Source organism: Natrinema saccharevitans, assembly GCF_001953745.1.
Classification (GTDB): domain Archaea; phylum Halobacteriota; class Halobacteria; order Halobacteriales; family Natrialbaceae; genus Natrinema; species Natrinema saccharevitans.
Genome location: NZ_LWLN01000001.1, coordinates 3,406,468 through 3,424,716, shown reverse-complemented (window position 1 = coordinate 3,424,716; position 18,249 = coordinate 3,406,468). Strand labels below are relative to the sequence as shown.

Genomic DNA, 18,249 nt, shown 5'->3' with positions numbered 1-18,249 from the left:
GTCAAAGCACGTTCACGGCGGTACCCCTTCAAGTGCGTCGACCCGCCGAGAGTCGGCTGCAAGCTATGAACCGAACGACCACCATCGCAGTCGCACTCGCCGCACTGATCGCAGCCACCGGGTTCGCCGCCGCGGCGCCCGGCTCCGCTCCCGTCTCCGTAGACACGGGCGCGGACAGTACCGACGACCACCCTGCGAACGACCACGCAGGGTCCGCGGACGACCGCGACGACGGAAGCGAGAACGGGGCCGCCGCCGGCGCTGACGACCGGAACGGGCAGGGCCCCGCCGTCGACCTGCCCGAGCAGGTCCCCGACCACGTCTCCGCGATCCACGACCGCACCTCGTCGTTCCTGAGCGGCGACCTCGAGACCTCGCTCGGCGACGCGATCAGCGAGGTGACGCCGGACGACGAGAACGCTGCCGGCGGGGATGACGCGACCGAGAGCGGTGACGACGCCGACGAGAGCGACGCCACCGACGAGGACAGCGACGCTGACGCTGACGAGGACAGCACCGGCGACGAACGGCCCGACGAGGGCGACGACTCGAGCGACGAATAGACCGCCCGATAACGCTACACACCTATGCCCCCATTCGCGCAGCCGGCCCCGACCGGACTCGAGGACGGACTGCTGGCGTTCGCCGTGAGCCTGCTGGTCGGCGGCGCGGCCCTCCAGGCCGGTACCTACGTCGTCGCCGAGACCCGCGACTACGGCCACGCGGTACTGACCGCGCTGCTGGCCGCCCTCGCCTGGGCGGTCCTCGAGGCGGTGCCGCTGCTCGGCGGCCTGCTGGCGATCGTCGCCTGGGTCACGATCGTCAAGTGGCGCTACGACCTCGGCTGGCTCCGGTCGACCGGGGTCGGCGTCGCCGCCTGGGCGGCCGCCGTGGTCGTCCTCGCGGCCCTCGAGTTGCTCGGCATCGGCTCGGTGTCGGCGCTCGGCGTGCCGGGCACCTGAATCGCGCCCCCGCTGGCGTTTCCGCCCCCGTCCCGCTGACGTCCCCTCCACCACCCCGCTGACGCTTCTCCCGGACGCCCCCGTCCACGGACCGCCGTGCTGCGCAGGTGCCGGCTCGAGCCGGCGGTTCGAATCACGAGTCGTCTCGTTCACACCGACCCGAATGCGACGGCCCCGAGCGGTCCATTATACGTAGCTGGAGGCCGAACCGGTCCGTATGGTCTCCGTCATCGGCTCGTTCGTCGCGTTTCTGGTCGCACTGGTGGTCGGCGGGCTGGCGATCTACGCCAGCGCGCGGATCGTCGCCGACGTGGACGATTACTCGCACGCGCTCGTCACGGCGATCCTCGGCGGGTTTGCCTGGGGACTGACCGCGTGGATCCCGCTTTTGGGCCCGATACTCGCCCTGATCGCCTGGGTCTGGGTGATCAACTGGCGCTACCCCGGCGGCTGGGGGACGGCCGCGGCCATCGGGTTCGTCGCCTGGCTCGCCGCGATCGCGATCCTGTTCGTCCTCAACGCCGTCTTCCGGCTCGGGGTCGGCGCGTTCGGCGTCCCTGGCGCGTGAGCCCCTCGCCGTCGGCCGAGGGCGATCGATACCGGCCGCCGACGGTCGATAACCGGCACAAACCGGCGCAAATCGGGGTCACCGACTGCCCGGTTGATGAGGGAGAGTCCACGCTCTCGAGTCGTGATGCAGCGACGACCGATACTCGCGATCGCAGTGGCACTGACCCTCCTCCTCGGCGCGACGGGCGCCGCGGCGGTCCAACCCGCGGACGGCCCGCCGAACGACATGCCGGACCCCGTTCCGGAGTTCGTTGCCGACCTCCTCGGAGCGATCACCGACTTCCTCGGGAGTGTCCTCGAGGCGATCGGCGAGGCCGTTCGAACCGTCACGCCCGGCGACGACGCGGCCGTCCCGAACGGTACCAGTGAGTGACAGTTCTCCTATGTTTTCTGGTCGAATATTCCCCACACAACCGTTTCAGGGATTGAAGGTCCAGTCTCCGGCATCCGTGTGTTTTAACCGAGCTGGGAAGTACCGACCCGTATGAACGGTCGCGCCGGCGTGACGGTCGCGGTCGTCGTAATACTGCTCGTCGCTGCCGGCCCCATCGCGGCCACCGGAACGGCGGCGACGGGAGGAGCCCAGTCGGAGCCGTTTACCCTCCAGCAGGACGGGATCGACGCCGACGAGGTCCGGATGGACGTCGCGCTCCGGGCCGACGGCAGCGCCGACTGGACCCTCGAGTTCTGGATCCGACTCGACGACAACGAGAGCGAAGCGGCGTTCGAGTCGCTGCGCGAGGACATCCAAGACGACCCGGCGAACCACACGGCGCAGTTCGCCGAGCGGATGAACGGCACCGTCGCGACGGCGAGCGACGCGACCGGTCGGGAGATGGCCGCCGCCGACTTCGCCGTCGAGACCGAGCGCCAGTCGTTCGCCCGCGAGTACGGCGTCGTCAGGTACACGTTCCGCTGGGACGGGTTCACCGCCGTCGAGGGCGATCGGCTCCGTGCCGGCGACGCCGTCGCGGGGCTTTACCTCGACGACGGGACCCGCCTGCTGATCGAGTGGCCCGACGGCTACGAGCGGACGTCGGTCGCGCCCGATCCGGACGACGAGCGCGAGCGGGCCGTGATCTGGCGGGGCGACGACACCGACTTCGTCGACGACGAGCCCCGCGTCGTCGTCACCGCCGGCGGCGGGGCGACCGGCTCGAGTCCGCTGCTGATCGCGACCGGGGCGGTCGTCCTGCTCGGCCTCGGAGCCGCCGGCGCGTGGTGGTACCGGAACCGCGAGCCGACGGCGGATCGGCCCGACAGCGACGGGACCGCTGCGGCCGGTTCCGGGAGCGAGTCCGCGTCCGGTTCCGACGCCGAGTCTGCAGCCGGCCCGGACGTCGAGACGGCGGCGACCGGCGACTCGAGTCCGGCGGACGCGTCTGACCCGGCAAGCGACGCCGTGGCCGCGGGCACGGCCGAACAGGTCGATCCGGAACTGCTGAGCAACGAAGAACAGGTCCTCCGGCTGGTCAAGGAACGGGGCGGCCGGATGAAACAGCAGGCGGTCGTCGAGGAACTGGACTGGACCGACGCGAAGACCAGCAAGGTCGTCAGCGGGCTCCGCGAGGACGGCGAGCTCGAGTCGTTCCGGCTCGGCCGCGAGAACGTCCTCTCGCTGCCCGAGGTCGACGACGGGATCGTGTCGGACTCGACGGGTGAGGACGAATGACTCGCGTCGGACCGGCCGAGACGGTCGCGGGTCGAAAACCGTCGAAATCGCCGGACGGAGCCGGATCGAAAACGGCGTTGAACGGCGTTAACCGTCGATGACCCCAAGTCCTCGCCCCGCCTGGTATCGAGCGAGCGACACCCACCACCAATGAACCGACCCACATCGATCACGCTCGTCGCGGTCATACTCGTCGCAGCGGTCGCGGTCCCGCTGGCCGCGGCGACCGTCGCCCCGAGCGGCGGCGCACAGGACGGCACCGACGGCGGCGCAGGCAACGACTCGATCGCACCCGGCGAACAGTTCGCCGCGGCCGTCGGCGTCCAGAACGCCGAACTCGAGGGCGACGTCTCGGAGCGAGCCTTCGGCGTGCGGTTCGCCGGCGCCGAGACGAACGAGACGAAAGCAGCCGTGGTCGCCACGGAGGTCAACGAGAGCCGTCAGCGCCTCAACGAACTCGAGTCACGGCTCGCGACCCTGAACGAGTCCCGCGAAACCGGCGAGATCAGCGAGGGTCGCTACCGGGCGGAAGTCGCGACGACCGCCGCCGAGATGCGGAGTGTCGAGCGTCGGGCCGCCACGGCCGAAACCGCCGCGGCCGGGGTCCCCGACCGAGCGCTCGCCGACAACGACGTTGACGCCGAGTCGATCGGGCAGTTACGGGCGCGAGCCGGCGACCTCGGCGGCCCGGAAACGGCCGCGATCGCCCGCTCGATCGCCGGCAACGACGTCGGTCGTTCGATCGGGACCGATCGCGGCCCCGGCGGCCCGGTCGACGCCCCTGGTGAGGGCCGAGCCGGCGGCCCCGGCGACGGCAACGAGACGGCGACCGAACCGACCGCGGACTGACGACGGCTGGCGCGAGTGCGGACTGTCGGCGGCGAGGGCGACTACCGCGACCGCGATTTTAAGTACGATACCGCGGCCAACGCGGCCATGATCGACGACGCGATCCGCGTGCTCGCCGGCGACTGTACCGTCATCGCGGAGAACGGCGACCGCGAGGAGTATCGAGGCCGAGTGACGACGATCGTCAAGCCCGACAACACCGTACTGGTCCACGACACCGACGGCTACCAGCCCGTCGCGTGGCTGACCCGCGCCGACAGCGTCTCGAGCGACCGCACGGGCGGCTTCACCCTCGTCGCCAAAAAGGACACCCAGACGCTGCGGATCGCCGCCCACGAACAGGACGGGTTCGCCCACTACCCCTCGTCGGCGGCCGGAACCCCCGTCGGCACGTGTCCCGACTGTGGCGGGGCCTTGGTGCGCTCGAGCGGGGTCCACTGCGTCGGCTGTGGCGACGAGTACGGCGTCCCCGCCGACGCGACGGTCCGGGGGGAGCAGTGCGACTGCGGCCTCCCCAAGATGCGCGTCGAGCGCGGGCTGGCCTTTAACGTCTGTCTCGATCGGGGCTGCGGATCGCTCGACGCGGCGGTCAAACAGGCCTTCGACCGCGAGTGGAACTGCCCCGAGCCGGACTGCGACGGCGATCTCCGGATCCTCCGGCGCGGCGGGCTCATCGCCGGCTGCGAACGCTATCCCGACTGCGAGGTCGGCTTCGCCGTCCCCGCCGGCGTGGTCGACGGCGAGTGCGGCTGTGGCCTGCCGACGTTCGAGACCGCAAGCGGGATCCGCTGTCTCGACGCGACGTGTGATCGGGCGCTCGAGGGACCGCTCGAGAGCGACGCCGCGGCCGACGACTGACCGAACGGCAGCGAGAGAGGTCAGTATCCGCCGCGCGACAGCCCGCTGACCGGCCGCCGCTGCGGTGGGTGGGACTGAAAGGGGCTGACGCGGTGGGCGAACCCCGACGACGCAAGGACCGCAACGAGCGAGCGGAGCGAGCGACTGAGGACCGCAGCGAGTCGCGGGAGTCCACCGCGTCAGGGGCTTTCACAGTGTTTGCAGCGGCTTGTCACCGAAGCCGACCCGCCGGTGTGAGTGAAACGAGGAATCGATCCGCAGCCACTTAGTGCCGGCCGGCAAACACCCGGCCATGACACTCGAGGGGCGGTTCGACGCGGCCGACGACGTCGTCCGCGTGGGCGGTGACGCGCGCCAGCGGTATCACGATTCGCGGGGGTACGGCTACCCGCTCTCCGGCAACGAGATCGCGCTCGCGCCGGTCGAGGCGGCCCACCTGCTCTACCGGGGCGACCTCGAGGCGGTCGTCGACGTCGACGGGGGCGAGCGGCTGGGGTTCCGGGAGTTCATCTCGCGGGAGCCCGGCGACGACTTCGGCGTGCGCTTTCTCGTCTACGCGGACCTGCGCTCGCGGGGCTTCTACCTCTCGCCGGCGGCGGAGCCGTGGGTCGCCGACCCGCCCGGCGGCGCGGCCGACTTCGCGGTCTTCCCGCGGGGCAAGGGCCCCGGTGACGGCGAGATCGCCTACGCACTGCGGATCGTCGGCGAGCGGACGGACGTTCCCGCCGCCGAACTCCGGCCGGGCGTGCTGGCGGTCGTCGACGAGGAGAGCGAGATCACCTACTTCGAGGTCGATCGGCGCGACCCCACCGGTTCGTCGGGGGCCGACGCCGCCTTGCCCGACGGCTGCGAGGCCGACCTGCTGGCCGATCGAGTCGTCGTCTGGGAGCCGCCGCTCGAACTCTACGAGAAGACCTTCTACGGCCAGCCCCTCGAGGGTCGGGAGTACGACGAGCCGACGCTGCAGTGTTCCCTGCTCGAGGCGGCCTACCTGGCCGAACGGGGGGCGATCGACCTCGAGCCGGCGACGGTTCGCGAGCGGGGCCGCGAGGTCGAAGGCGAGCGGTTCGATCGACGGCTGCGCGTCTACGCGGCCCTGCGAGAGCGCGGCGTCGTGCCGAAGACGGGCTACAAGTTCGGCGCTGACTTCCGGACCTACGCCGACGTGGAGTCCGTCGAGAACCTGGGCCACTCCGAACTGCTGGTGCGGGTGCATCCGGCCGGCTACGTCTTCGAGCCGCGGGATCTGGCGCTGGACGTGCGGCTGGCCCACGGCGTCCGGAAGACGATGGTGTTCGCGCTGGTGGGCGAGGACTCCGCCGGTGGCGACGGGATCGAGTGGTGGTCGCTCGAGCGATTGACGCCCTAGTAACCGGCCGGGGTATCGATACCGAAGACGGGCGTTATACCGGCAGCGTGGACGAAACGACGAGTGTCCTGCTCAAACTGGCAACACGGAATAGCCACGCCCTCCCCAGCCGATTCGTTCGGTCACGCCGTTCCCTCACTCATCCCTCGCGCAACGTCGTCGGCCACCCTCACTACGTTCGGCTGGCCGACAGCGCGCGCCACCGCAGAGGACGGAGGCTGTTCGCTACGCGAACCGCTCGAGGAACCGCTTCCCGAGGACGACCTCCGTCCCGGCCAGCCCGACCGAGCAAAACAGCGTGAGGTCGTCCGCGCGCCGGCGGCCGAGATCGGGGTCCTCGAGGACGGCGGCGAGTTCGACCATCCGGTCGCGGTCCGCACCCGAAGCGATGTAGGGGCGGTCGTAGGCATCGACCTGCGGGAGCGAGTCGGTCGCGATCGCGTCGGCCCGCTCGACCACCTCGAGGGGGAGTTCGTGGGCGTCTTCGAACCGCGGGCCGATCGTCGTGACGTGGGTGCCGGGCTCGAGCCAGTCGGGATCGAACACGGGCTCTTCGCTGTTTGTCGCACAGACGAGCGCGTCGGCCTCGCGGACGACCGGCTCCGGGTCGTCGGCCGCGCGAACGGGCGGCTCGACCGCGCCGCCGAGGATCTCGGCGAAGGACGCGCGGCTCTCGGCGGTCGGACTGTAAACCGCGACCGCGTCGAAGTCGCGGGCCGCACACGCCGCGCCGACCTGCGCTCGCGCCTGAAAGCCCGTGCCCAGAATCCCCAGCGTCTCGGCGTCGGGACGGGCGAGCGCGTCGATCGCGACGCCACCGATGCCGCCGGTGCGAAGCCCGCCGACGGCGTGGCCCGCGACGAGACCCTCGAACGCACCGGTCGTCGCGTCGAAGACCGCCACCAGTTCCGTGTGATCGTCGCCGGTGCCGTGAGTCTCGTAGACGCGAAAGCCGGCGGCGTTCGTCGATCCAGTCGCGGCCCCCGCGGTAAAGACGAGGTCGCCCTCGCCGGCCGGGACCCGCCAGCGCGGCGGCGCCTCGAGCGTGCCCGCGGCTCGTTCGGCGACGGCGTCACGCATGGCGTCGACGACCTGTTCGTAGTCGAACTGCGAGTAGACGTCGCCGTCGGTGAGGAGCGGAAATCCGGTCATAGATGCCCGGTCGGACGGCGCACCCATAACGGTATGCGCTCGGTGAGCGCCCTCGCGGAACTCACGGAATTTCGTCGACGGCGTCCCGAAGTTCGTCGGCGTCGTGCCACTCGCACGCGCGGTCGCCGGTCAGCAGGAGTTCGACGTACGAGGCGGCCATTCCGTTGTCGTAGCGTTCTCGCTCGGTCGCCGGGGCCGGATAGCGCCGTTTCAGTACCCACGTTTTGTCGCGATAAGCGGGGGCAAACAGCAAGCCCAGTTCCCAGACGTATCCACCGTCGAAATCTTCGATAACGGCGACGATGTGCGTCGCCCGTCCACAGAGGATATCGAAGACGCGCGTCCACAGTTCGATCTCCTCGGGCGTGAGTCCGAACTCCTCGAGTTGCATCGCGACCGCCGGCGGATCGGACCGTGCATCGAGGCGGTCGTAGACGATCCCGCGTCTCGTGGCGGCCCCCGTTTCGCCCCCTGCACCGACGACCAGATACCGTCGCTCGTGACCCCTGATACGGTCCATCTCCGGACCGTTCACGAGGTCTTTGATCCGCTGGTGGTCGCTCGGCGTGAGGCTGACACCCTCGAGTTCGGTCAGGAGTTCGTCTTCAGCCGGGAGACCCCGGTCGGAGTCGACACCGTCATCGCCGTCCGGTTCCATCGGCCCCGAATCGTCTCGGAAACAACATCAATTGCGGGGGTAGTGGTAGACTAGTTGTGGAATCACTTGTGAAACTAAACTCATTCAGATGCAAGTGTTTATGCCAGTGGCGGTCCAACAACGGGATATGAGGCCGGAGACGGCGGTAGCCGATCCGACGCAAGGGATGGGGCACGTCACCGACGATGGGTTCGATACGTGGCGGGCACTCCAGAAGGCAACCGACAAGAAGCGAGCCGACATCATCGCGGACATCGTCGGCCACCCGAAAGGTGCCCCGAGCGTCGAGGAACTGGACTACATGAACCCACCGCTCAGTGACGACGCCATTCGGCGACACCTCGGCGCGCTTGAATCGGTCGGCGTCGTTCGGGAACGGGCGTTCGAACCCGGCGAGCGGCTTCGGGACTACCCATACAAGTTCTACGAACTCACCGACGCAGCCCGGGAACTGTTCGACCGGAACGGCCTGTTCCCGCGGGATGCGTGGCAACGACAGTACCGAGCCGTCGAGAAGACCGCCCGGATCCGCGACCTCGAGGAAATGCCCCGACCCGACGCCTGATACGGATCAGTGTCGCTGTGTACTGGTGTGTCCCCGCGACCGTCCTGCGGGGACACCGGTACTGGCTGACAGGGGACCGTATGAACGCCATCGTCCATCCGGCATCGACCGGGTATGCGAACGGCGAAGCCGAAGGCTTTTGCGCGCCGGCGCGCCAAAACGCAGGTGATGACCGGAGACGACCCACTCGAGGAGGAGTCCGGGGAACCGACGACCGGGGAACCGCTCGCTGATGGAGGGGCCACTGGTGCCGACGGCGAGGGATCTCCGATCCCTCGAGCTGACGGCGGAGCCGTCACCGACGTCGCGCTGGACCCCTGGGGATCCTCGAGCGTCTCCGACTACCGCAAGCTGTTCGAGGAGTTCGGCATCGAGGAGTTCGACGAGATCCTCGAGGACGTCCCGAACCCGCATTACCTGATGCGACGGGGCGTCATCTTCGGCCACCGGGACTACCGGCCGGTCGCCGAGGCCCTCCGGAACGACGAGCCGGCGGCGGTCCTCTCGGGCTTCATGCCGACCGGCGACCCCCACATCGGCCACAAGCTGGTCTTCGACGAGATCATCTGGCACCAACAGCAGGGAGCCGACGCCTACGCGCTGATCGCCGACCTCGAGGCCAACTCCGCCCGCGGCATGTCCTGGGAGGAAATCGACGACCACGCCCGCGATTACCTCCTTTCGCTGCTCGCGCTCGGCTTCGACCCCGAGGAGGGCGAGCTCTATCGCCAGTCGACGAATCGCGAACTGCAGGACCTGGCGTTCGAACTCGGTGCCGACGCCAACTTCTCGGAGTTCCAGGCGATCTACGGCTTCGACGGCGAGACCGACGTCTCGCACATGCAGTCGGTCGTCACCCAGATGGCCGACATCCTCTACCCGCAACTCGAGGAGCCCAAGCCGACCGTGATCCCGGTCGGTCCCGACCAGGACCCCCACGTCCGGCTGGCGCGGGATCTGGCCGAACGGATGCGCTTTTTCAAGGTGAGCGAAGCGTACGCCAGCTTCGAACTCGAGCCCGACGAACGCGCCCTCGTGGCCGAGTTCTACGCGGACCTCGAGCCCGACGAGTTCGACGACGACCAACTGCGCTGCGTTCACGTCGCCGAGGCGGTCGAGGAGACGCCGCTGTCGGAACTTACGGTCGACGCCGATACGCTGCGTTCGGTCCTGACGAAACTCGAGGAGGCCGGCATGGAGCCGATCCGGCCCCGCACCCGCTTTTTCGACCGGCGGGCGACCGACGAGGCATTCGACGCCCTGATCGACGCCGTCGAGGGCGAAAAGCGGGTCTACGAGAACCACGTCGACGCCTTCGACCTCGACCCCGCCGCGGCCGAGGAACTCGCCCGCGAGGTCGAGGTCGCAAACGGCGGCTACGGCTTCCGACCGCCCTCCTCGATCTACCATCGGTTCATGACCGGGCTGACCGGCGGCAAGATGTCCTCGTCGATCCCCGCCTCCCACATCTCCTTGCTCGACGACCCCGAGGACGGCTACGACAAGGTCAAGGCCGCGACCACCGGCGGCCGCGAGACCGCCGAGGAACAGCGCGAGAAAGGCGGGAAAGCCGACGAGTGTCCCGTCTACGAACTCTACGCCTACCTGCTGTCCGGCGACGACGACGAGTTCGCCAAGCGCGTCTACGACGAGTGCGTCGGCGGCGAACGCCTCTGTGGCGACTGCAAGGAGCAGGCCGCGCAACTGATGCGGGAGTTCCTCGAGGAACATCAGGAGAAACGCGAGGAGGTCGCGGGCCTGCTCGAGCAAACGGACATCGAACTCGAGTCGCCCCGGCGTCGCTGAGGCGGAGTATCGGCACTCGTTTCCGGGGTCGTCCCGGGACGGTTCACGTCGCGCCGGAGACGGTCGATAGATTTCCGTCCGACGCCGCTCGATCGGGTTTTCGGAGCGGGGAGCTGGGGGGAGAGCGTCTGACGAAACTATATACAGCCGTTCGTGAAACGGGACAATACTGATGGCTCGGTCCCGCCACGAGTCCGACGAACTTCTGGTTTCCGCCGACGTTCTCGGTGCGTTCGGCGTCACACCGGCGGCCCTGGACCGCGCGTCGGCCAGCGACGGGTCGCTCGAGAGGGCGCTTGCCGACGCGCTCGCGACGGGCGTCGACCAGACGACGGTGCTTCGCCGGACGATCACGGACAGCGACCGGGGGCTCGCCTGCTCGGCGCGGTACGCCGCGGTCGACCTCGAGGCCGAACTCGTCGCGGTCTTCGAGTCGATCGGCTGGTCGCTGGCCGTCTCCCACACCGGTGACGGACCCACACTCACGGCGACCGATCGCCACGGCCGCCGTCGCGAGACGACCGTCACGTATCCCGAGACGCCGCTGGGGACCGATAACCTCCCGGCAGTCCTGTGGGCGATCAACGACGCCGTCCTCGCGGGAACCGACGCGCGGTTCGTCCTGCTGTCGGCCGGAGTCGACCGCTGGCGGGCCGCGCTGATCGACGAAGCCGAACACGAGCGACTCCGCGATCGCTACGGCCCGGGAATCGAAGCGGGCGAGCGGCCGCTGTGTCCCGAATTCGGTCTCGCAGCGTACGTCCCGGACGCGTCGGCCGACGACGCGACCCGATCGAGCGACGCCGAGCCGTGGCCGCCGTGGGCACTCGAGCGGGCCGGGCACGAACCGGACACCGGAACCGGCGGTGACGACGTCGAATCGCTCATCGACGAAGCGGAGCCGGCGGCGGGTTCGGACGCGGCGTCGGGGGCCGGCGGCTCGAACGAGATCGACGGCTTCGAACTGCGAGGGACGCCTGCGCGCTCACGACACCGGGACGACCCCGACGGCGAATCCACGACCGACACCACACCGACGGGGGCCGAGGACACGAACCGAAGCCGCCGATCGACCGACACCGACGAGTTCGGCACGCTCTCGGGGACCAGCCAGACCGCGCGCGTCACGAACGACACGTTCGGAGCGGACGTCGACTGCGCGTCCGAGGACGACCGTTATCGTGCGCTCGGGGCCGCCCTCGACGCCGGCGGGACCGTCTCGGTGCGGGGACTGCTCGATGACGACGATTTCCTGCCGGAACTCCCGGCCGCCGAGTCCGAAGCGGTCCGCATCGAGTTCGCCGACGAGTTCGACCCCGCGGCTATCCCCGAGGCGACCGCAACCGCCGAGGAAGCCGGCTTCGAGTGGGTCGATACCGGCTCGCTCGAGACGACGCGCGTGCCAGACGGGTGAGGACGGCCGCGAGCCGCCGGCAGCCGAACACGAGTGGTGTGATGGCTCGTACCACAACGTTTTAGCCCGCTCGCGAATCATCCCGGATATGGCACTCGAATCCCGCAGACGACGTGCGTGTGCCGGTGTCCTGTCGAGGCGGCCGAGACAGGGCTCGGAACGCGAACGACCTGAGTGTGCCGGTGTCGGCGAGCAGCCACGGCGACCACACACGGGATTCGGTTTCTTCTTCGCCCGGTGACTCGGGCCGGTGGATCCGCGGGCGTTCACACCGGACGCCCGCTGCGAAACCGACCGTTCGACGCCCTGCCGGGAGTCGCCCCAGGCAGTATCGGAACCGCTAACTGACCGACACGCGGCCATCCAAACAAGCGAATGCAACTTCCCGAACAACAGCTCGCGGTCCTAGAGGCCGCGAGCGCGGACGAGGCAACGTCCGTCGACGCCCTCGCCGCGGCGACCGACCTGCCCCCCGAGACCGTCACGGGGGCCGTCTTCGAACTCGAGGACGAAGGATTGGTCGCCGTCAGCGAGCGGGTCGACGAAACAGTGTCGCTCACCGACGAAGGTGTCGAGTACGCCGGTGACGCTCTCCCCGAAGTGCGGCTGTACGAGGCCGCCCTCGAGGCCGGTGCCGATACCGACCCCGTCTCGATGGGGCAGATCATCGGCGCATCGGGGCTCGAGGGCGACGCGGTCGACATCGCGCTCTCGAACTACGCGCGGAAGGGCTACGGCGTCATCGACAGCGGCGAGATCACCGCCGATCCCGACGCGGACCCCGAGGCCGACGCCGAGGCGAACGCGCTGGCAGCGCTGGCCGAGGTCGGCGAGACGCCGCTCGACGGCGCCGACGCCGACGCCGATACCATCGACCAGCTCGAGCGCCGCGGACTGGTCGACCGCCGCGAGTCGACGGTCCGCGAGGTCACGCTGACCGAACGCGCCGTCACGGAACTGATGGCGGGCATCGAAACGAGCGAGACGGTCGGCGAGGTCACGCCCGAACTACTGACCAGTTGGGCGAAGCAAAGCTTCGCCGACCATTCGAGCGGCCAAGAGCCGCGAGAAGACGGCGAGTGGGAAGACGTCGAGTTCGCCGACTACAACGTCGAGGCCGACGCCGAGCGCTTCGACGGCGGCAAGGTCCACATCCTGCGCCAGACCGCCGAGCGGGTCAAGGACACCCTCGTCGGGATGGGCTTTCGGGAGATGGACGGCCCCCACGTCGACGCGGACTTCTGGATCAACGACTGCCTGTTCATGCCCCAGGACCATCCCGCGCGGACCCACTGGGACCGGTTCGCCCTCGAGAACCCGACCCACATCGACGACCTCCCCGAAGACCTCGTCGGCCGCGTCGAGCGCGCCCACAGGGAGGGCGTCGGCCCGGACGGCGAGGGCTATCACTCGCCGTGGGACGAGGACTTCGCCCGCGCGCTCGCGCTGCGGGGCCACACCACCTCGCTGTCGACCCGGTATCTCTCCGGCGAGGAGATCGGTGATCTCGAGCCGCCACAGCGCTATTTCAGCGTCGAGAAGGTCTATCGGAACGACACGCTCGACCCGACCCACCTGCTCGAGTTCTTCCAGATCGAGGGCTGGGTGATGGCCGAGGACCTCTCCGTTCGCGACCTGATGGGGACCTTCGAGGAGTTCTACTCCCAGTTCGGGATCGAGGACATCCGGTTCAAACCCCACTACAACCCCTACACGGAGCCCAGCTTCGAGCTGTTCGGCACCCACCCGACGACGGGCGAACTCGTCGAGATCGGCAACTCGGGGATCTTCCGGGAGGAGATGCTCGAGCCACTCGGCGTCGAGTGTGACGTGATGGCCTGGGGACTAGCCTTGGAGCGGCTGCTCATGTTGATGTACGGCTTCGAGGACATCCGGGACATCCACGGGACGCTGTGTGACCTGGAACTGCTGCGCGAGACGGAGGTGACCTACTGATGCCCACGGTCGACATCGACCCCGACGAACTGCGCGAGCTGACCGGCAGCGAGGAGAAAGACGACGACGAACTGAAAGACGACCTGTTCGGGCTGGGCCTCGAGTTCGAGGGCCGAACCGAGGACGGTGCGTTCGAACTCGAGTTCGCGCCCGACCGGCTCGACCGGCTCTCGGTCGAGGGAGTCGCCCGCTCGCTGCGGTACCAGTACGGCGACGCGCGGGGCATCCACGTCCCGTCGCCGAACTCGCCCGACTGGACGATCGAGGTCGACGAGTCGGTGCCGGACGAGCGGCCCTACGTCACGGGCGCGGTGATCCGCGACGTCGATCTCGACGACGAGGCCCTCGAGTCCCTGATTCAACTGCAGGAGAAACTCCACGCGACGATGGGCCGCAAGCGCGCGAAGGGCGCGATCGGAATCCACGACCTGACGATGCTCAAAGGCAGTTCCGCGACCGAAGGGAACCCGACTATCGAGTACGTGGGGCTCGAGCCCGACGAGGACCGGTTCGTCCCCCTCGATTCGGACGCCGAGATGACGCCCGCGGACGTCCTCGAGGACCACCAGACGGGCCAGACCTACGCCGATCTGGTGAGCGGATACGAGCGGTATCCGGCGATCTACGACGACATCGGGCTGTTCTCGTTCCCGCCGGTGATCAACGGCCGCCGCACCGAGGTGTCGACGGACTCCCGTGACCTGTTCGTCGAGATGACGGGCACCGACCAGTGGACGATCGACAAGATGCTGAACATCGTCTGCTACGCGCTGTCGGCCCGCGGAGCCACGATCGAGGAAGTGACGGTGGAGTACCCCGATCACGAGATCGTCCGTCCCGACTTCTCGACGAAGACGAAGACGGTCGCCCACGACCGCATCGAGACCATCCTCGGCATCGGGCTCGACCCCGAGGCGGTCATCGACCTCGCCGAGCGATCCGGGCTCGAGGCGGAGCGGGACGAAAACGAGGCAGGAGATCTCGTCTACGAGGTGACGATCCCCCCCTACCGCGTCGACGTCCTTCACCCGCTGGACGTCATCGACGACCTCGGACGGGCCTACGGCTTCAACGACCTCGAGCCCCGCTACCCCGACGTGGGGACCGTCGGCGGCCGCCACGAGCGCTCTCGGCTCGAGCGGGCGGCCCGGAACCAGCTCGTCGGGCTGGGCTTCGAGGACCTGCTGAACTTCCACATGATCAGCGAGGCGGAGAACTACGACCGGCTCGACGTGTCGCCCGGTGACGGCGTCTACGGGGCCGGCGAGCCCGCGACGATCAAAGAGCCCTACAGCGAGGACTTTACCATGCTGCGGACCTGGGTCACGCCCTCGCTGTTGATGGTGCTGGAACGAAACACCCACCGCGCCTATCCCCAGAACCTCGCGGAGATCGGCTTCGCGGCCGAGATCGACGAGAGCGAAAACACGGGCGTCGCGGAAGGCCGTCGCGTCGGAGCCGTCCTCGCCCACCACGAGGCCGGGTACGAGGACGCCAAAGCCCGGCTCCAGGCGCTGACCCGGAACTTCGACGTCGACCTCGAGACGCCGCCGACCGACCACCCGACCTTCATTTCGGGTCGAACCGCGGCGGTCGTCATCGACGGCGAGAAAGTCGGCGTGATCGGCGAGGTCCACCCGAAGGTACTCGTCGAACACGACCTCGAGGTGCCGGTCTCGGCGTTCGAGTTCGACCTCGAGGCGCTGCGCTGAGGAGAAGGCCGTTTTCTCAGTTGAGCGGTTTGCCGCGATGGCGGCCCAGATACTGTACCGCGAGCGAAGCCGAAGGCTGAGCGAGCGGCCTTTTTGGTCCAGATTTTTGCGCCGAGCGGTTCGCTCGCTCCGCGAGCGAATCCCGAAGCGTAAAAAGGTGGGTCTTAGAACTCGTGTTCGACGTCGTCCTCGTCGGCTTTCTGGATGATGATCTTGCCGTCCCGAACTCGGACGAAGACTTCGTCACCGATATCCATGCCCGCGACCTCGAGTTCGTCCTCGTGGAGGTTCAGATGGACGTTGTGATAGTTACCGTCTTCGTCTTTCGCACCGCTTGGACTCAGCTTCTTTTTCCGTACCATCGCGGGATTCTATCCCGAACTTCGCCGTAGGATATACTTAAGTGTTTTCGACGCCTCGGAACGTGACCGAGGCGGGCGAAACCACGCGGTGACGAGGGCTATCGACGCGGAAACTGCGGAAGTGTGGCGGCCGCTGTTCACTTAAACATACCGACGCAGTCGGTCGATTTGTGGGGATATCTTTATGTCGGATCGTGTGCTGGACTGACACGGAGGCGAAAATCATGGTACGCGAAGACGGGAAACGAAACTTTGCACTGCGCGAATCGGGCGGCGACGAATCGAGCGTCTTCTCGGGGAACACCCCCCGGCAGGCGGCGCTCAAGGCGGCCCGGCGACTCGAGCCCGGCTCGAGCGAGGAGTCGGCCGAGCGGGTCGAACTCAGATTACGGGAGAAAGGCACCGACAAGGTTCACATCTACGACGGCTGGGCGTGGGAGGAGACGGCACCGGACGACAAGCCCGACTGGATGCCCGACGAGATCACGGAAGCGAACGTCTCGAAGAAGGGAATCGAACACTTAGACGAGTAAGTCGCCACCTCGGTCGTTTTCTCGGCGGGAGCGACCGCCCAGCGGTACAGTCGTGAGAGCCCGTCACCGGCGTCGTCCGCGAGCGATCGGCTCCGGTCGCTCGCATCGGGAAGCTGACGAACGACCGTGGAGCCGCCGGAACTAATTCCGTATTCCATAAAGACTCGCGGAGAGAGTGCATTCGTTGAAATCATATATGGAATGATACGCGTCGGTCGTGTTGGGAGATGGGCAAAGGGTTGGAGGAGTTTTAAGTAGCGTTATACGGGCGGTCGCGCTTCGCTCGAGCATAGCATGTGGGTGAACGTCGATAGTTTCGCCGTATCGTGCAGGAGAGAAAAGAATATACTGAAGCTATTGGAGACGTTTGCCCCCCAAAGGGCGCTAACTACATTCAGATCGAAAGCGCCGGCTATGGTCGTGCTGGGAGGTGAGCAGCCGTGATCGAGATGACCAAGTGGCGGACGCTGGCGTTGGCGACGATCGGGTTCAACTTCTCGTTTCTCATCTGGTTCTCCTTCGCGCCGTTTACCGGGCCGATGGCCGAGGAGTTCGGCCTCTCGGTGGCCGAGATCGGGATTCTGGCGAGCGCGGCCATCTGGCTCGCGCCGTTCGGCCGGCTCCTGACGGGCTGGCTCTCCGATCGCTGGGGCGCGCCGACGGTGTTCGCCATCGTGTTGGCCTACGTCGGCGTGTTCTCGATGGCGTCGGCGTTCGCCGAGTCCTACGGCGTGTTCTTCGTCACGCGGCTGATCGTCGCGACGGCGGGGATCACCTTCGTCATCGGGATCCAGCACGTCTCCGAGTGGTTCGAGGAAGAGGAACTGGGCACCGCCGAGGGGATCTACGCCGGCGTCGGGAACGCCGGTGCCGCCGGCGGCGCGTTGCTCCTCCCGCGCGTGTTCGGCGAGGGCTGGAGCGGCCCCCTCTTCGAGAGCAACTGGCGGGCCGCCTTCTTCTACACCGGGATCGTCTCGATTCTACTGGCGGTCGCTTACTTCGTACTCGGTGAGGCCGCAAAGAGCGAAGAGAAGCGACAGGCGACCAAGGACAGCGCGAACTTCAAAGACTGGATCTACACCGCCACCCGCTACGGAACCGTCGTCCTCGCGCTGGCGTACGTGATGAGCTTCGGCCTCGAGCTGTCGATGAACGGCTGGCTGGCGACCTACTACCGCGAGGGCTTCGACACGGACAACCTCGTCCTCGCGAGTACCTTCGCGGCGACGTTCTCGGTTGCGGCCGGGCTGTTGCGGCCCTTCGGGGGCTACGTCAGCGACCTGCTCGCGCGCAAGGAGAAGAACATTCTCCCGGTGTTTACCGGCCGATACCGCGAGCAGTGGACGTTCGTCTCGCTGTGTTTCATCGTGCTGGCGATGATCGGGATGACGCTGGCGGGGCTCTCCGGGCAGGTCGTGCTCGCGGTCGCCGCCGGCTTCGTCGTCGGGATGGGCTGTGCGTTCGCCGAGGGCGCGATCTTTGCGCAGGTTCCGGCCATGTTCCCCAACAGTTCCGGGAGCGTCGCCGGCGTCGTCGGCGGCGTCGGGACGGTCGGCGGGATCGTCTACCCGCTCGTCTACGCCGCGCCGGTGATGCCGGACCTCCACACCGGCTACGCCGTCGTCGCGGCCACGATGCTCCCCATCGTCCTGCTGTGTGCGTGGGTCTTCCAGCCCCACGTCGCCGAGCGGGCGACCGAGGACGGCTTCGTCGCCTCGAGCGGCGGCACCGCGACGGGAGAGTCGGCTGACGACTGACTCGCGGTCCGTCGACGACTCCTCTCGGTCGTCGATGAACCCGACGGTCTTTTG

Annotated in this window: 18 protein-coding genes; 15 read left to right on the top strand and 3 right to left on the bottom strand. The window is 68.0% G+C overall.

Annotated features, from left to right (window positions below; translation table 11 throughout):
* Positions 1-65 precede the first annotated feature (65 nt).
* From A6E15_RS17315 to endA, 8 genes are all read left to right on the top strand, one after another.
* Entirely contained in the window at positions 66-563 is a 498-nt protein-coding gene (locus A6E15_RS17315; protein WP_076148074.1) for a hypothetical protein, read from the top strand.
* A 24-nt stretch (positions 564-587) separates the two neighbouring features.
* Positions 588-962 carry a hypothetical protein gene (locus tag A6E15_RS17310; protein ID WP_076148073.1) on the top strand — a complete coding sequence of 125 codons (375 nt, stop codon included), beginning with the start codon at positions 588-590 and terminating at the stop codon, positions 960-962.
* 217 nt (positions 963-1,179) lie between these two features.
* Positions 1,180-1,530 (top strand): hypothetical protein, encoded by a 351-nt coding sequence (locus A6E15_RS17305; RefSeq protein WP_076148071.1) that lies wholly within the window; start codon positions 1,180-1,182, stop codon positions 1,528-1,530.
* A gap of 126 nt (positions 1,531-1,656) precedes the next feature.
* Positions 1,657-1,905 carry a hypothetical protein gene (locus tag A6E15_RS17300; RefSeq protein ID WP_076148070.1) on the top strand — a complete coding sequence of 83 codons (249 nt, stop codon included), beginning with the start codon at positions 1,657-1,659 and terminating at the stop codon, positions 1,903-1,905.
* 111 nt (positions 1,906-2,016) lie between these two features.
* A complete protein-coding gene (locus A6E15_RS17295; RefSeq protein WP_076148068.1) occupies positions 2,017-3,204 on the top strand; it encodes a helix-turn-helix transcriptional regulator in 1,188 nt (395 codons plus the stop codon).
* Positions 3,205-3,354: 150 nt separating this feature from the next.
* Complete coding sequence (locus tag A6E15_RS17290) at positions 3,355-4,053, top strand: hypothetical protein (RefSeq protein WP_076148067.1); 699 nt, start codon at positions 3,355-3,357, stop codon at positions 4,051-4,053.
* Positions 4,054-4,140: 87 nt separating this feature from the next.
* On the top strand, positions 4,141-4,911 hold the full coding sequence (locus A6E15_RS17285) for a DUF91 domain-containing protein (protein WP_076148437.1): 771 nt from the start codon (positions 4,141-4,143) through the stop codon (positions 4,909-4,911).
* 292 nt (positions 4,912-5,203) lie between these two features.
* On the top strand, positions 5,204-6,280 hold the full coding sequence (endA, locus tag A6E15_RS17280; protein ID WP_076148436.1) for a tRNA-intron lyase: 1,077 nt from the start codon (positions 5,204-5,206) through the stop codon (positions 6,278-6,280).
* 225 nt (positions 6,281-6,505) lie between these two features.
* On the opposite strand, the gene A6E15_RS17275 is transcribed toward endA, so the two are convergent.
* Together A6E15_RS17275 and A6E15_RS17270 are read right to left on the bottom strand one after the other, a co-directional pair.
* On the bottom strand, positions 6,506-7,432 hold the full coding sequence (locus tag A6E15_RS17275) for an ornithine cyclodeaminase family protein (RefSeq protein ID WP_076148065.1): 927 nt from the start codon (positions 7,430-7,432) through the stop codon (positions 6,506-6,508).
* Positions 7,433-7,493: 61 nt separating this feature from the next.
* Positions 7,494-8,090, bottom strand: coding sequence for a hypothetical protein (locus A6E15_RS17270; RefSeq protein ID WP_076148064.1), 597 nt, complete (start codon positions 8,088-8,090; stop codon positions 7,494-7,496).
* A 127-nt stretch (positions 8,091-8,217) separates the two neighbouring features.
* Here A6E15_RS17270 and A6E15_RS17265 point away from each other — a divergent pair, with 127 nt between their 5' ends.
* The 5 genes from A6E15_RS17265 to pheT all read left to right on the top strand — a co-directional run bounded on the left by A6E15_RS17265 (position 8,218) and on the right by pheT (position 15,543).
* A complete protein-coding gene (locus A6E15_RS17265) occupies positions 8,218-8,655 on the top strand; it encodes a helix-turn-helix domain-containing protein (RefSeq protein WP_076148062.1) in 438 nt (145 codons plus the stop codon).
* A gap of 168 nt (positions 8,656-8,823) precedes the next feature.
* Positions 8,824-10,461: a tryptophan--tRNA ligase gene (locus tag A6E15_RS17260; RefSeq protein ID WP_076148061.1), complete on the top strand. Its 1,638-nt coding sequence runs from the start codon at positions 8,824-8,826 to the stop codon at positions 10,459-10,461.
* 172 nt (positions 10,462-10,633) lie between these two features.
* Positions 10,634-11,875, top strand: a complete 1,242-nt coding sequence (locus A6E15_RS17255; RefSeq protein WP_076148058.1) for a hypothetical protein — start codon at positions 10,634-10,636, stop codon at positions 11,873-11,875.
* A gap of 375 nt (positions 11,876-12,250) precedes the next feature.
* Positions 12,251-13,831 carry a phenylalanine--tRNA ligase subunit alpha gene (pheS, locus tag A6E15_RS17250; RefSeq protein WP_076148057.1) on the top strand — a complete coding sequence of 527 codons (1,581 nt, stop codon included), beginning with the start codon at positions 12,251-12,253 and terminating at the stop codon, positions 13,829-13,831.
* Complete coding sequence (gene pheT, locus A6E15_RS17245) at positions 13,831-15,543, top strand: phenylalanine--tRNA ligase subunit beta (RefSeq protein WP_076148055.1); 1,713 nt, start codon at positions 13,831-13,833, stop codon at positions 15,541-15,543. Before pheS ends, pheT begins: the two co-directional genes overlap by 1 nt.
* A 164-nt stretch (positions 15,544-15,707) precedes the next feature.
* Here pheT and A6E15_RS17240 read toward each other — a convergent pair whose 3' ends face one another.
* Positions 15,708-15,905 carry a SymE family type I addiction module toxin gene (locus A6E15_RS17240; protein ID WP_006183297.1) on the bottom strand — a complete coding sequence of 66 codons (198 nt, stop codon included), beginning with the start codon at positions 15,903-15,905 and terminating at the stop codon, positions 15,708-15,710.
* A gap of 224 nt (positions 15,906-16,129) precedes the next feature.
* Between A6E15_RS17240 and A6E15_RS17235 the strand changes: the two genes are divergently transcribed.
* Together A6E15_RS17235 and A6E15_RS17230 are read left to right on the top strand one after the other, a co-directional pair.
* Complete coding sequence (locus A6E15_RS17235) at positions 16,130-16,438, top strand: non-histone chromosomal MC1 family protein (protein ID WP_006183296.1); 309 nt, start codon at positions 16,130-16,132, stop codon at positions 16,436-16,438.
* 449 nt (positions 16,439-16,887) lie between these two features.
* Entirely contained in the window at positions 16,888-18,195 is a 1,308-nt protein-coding gene (locus A6E15_RS17230; RefSeq protein WP_076148054.1) for an MFS transporter, read from the top strand.
* Positions 18,196-18,249: the final 54 nt, after the last annotated feature.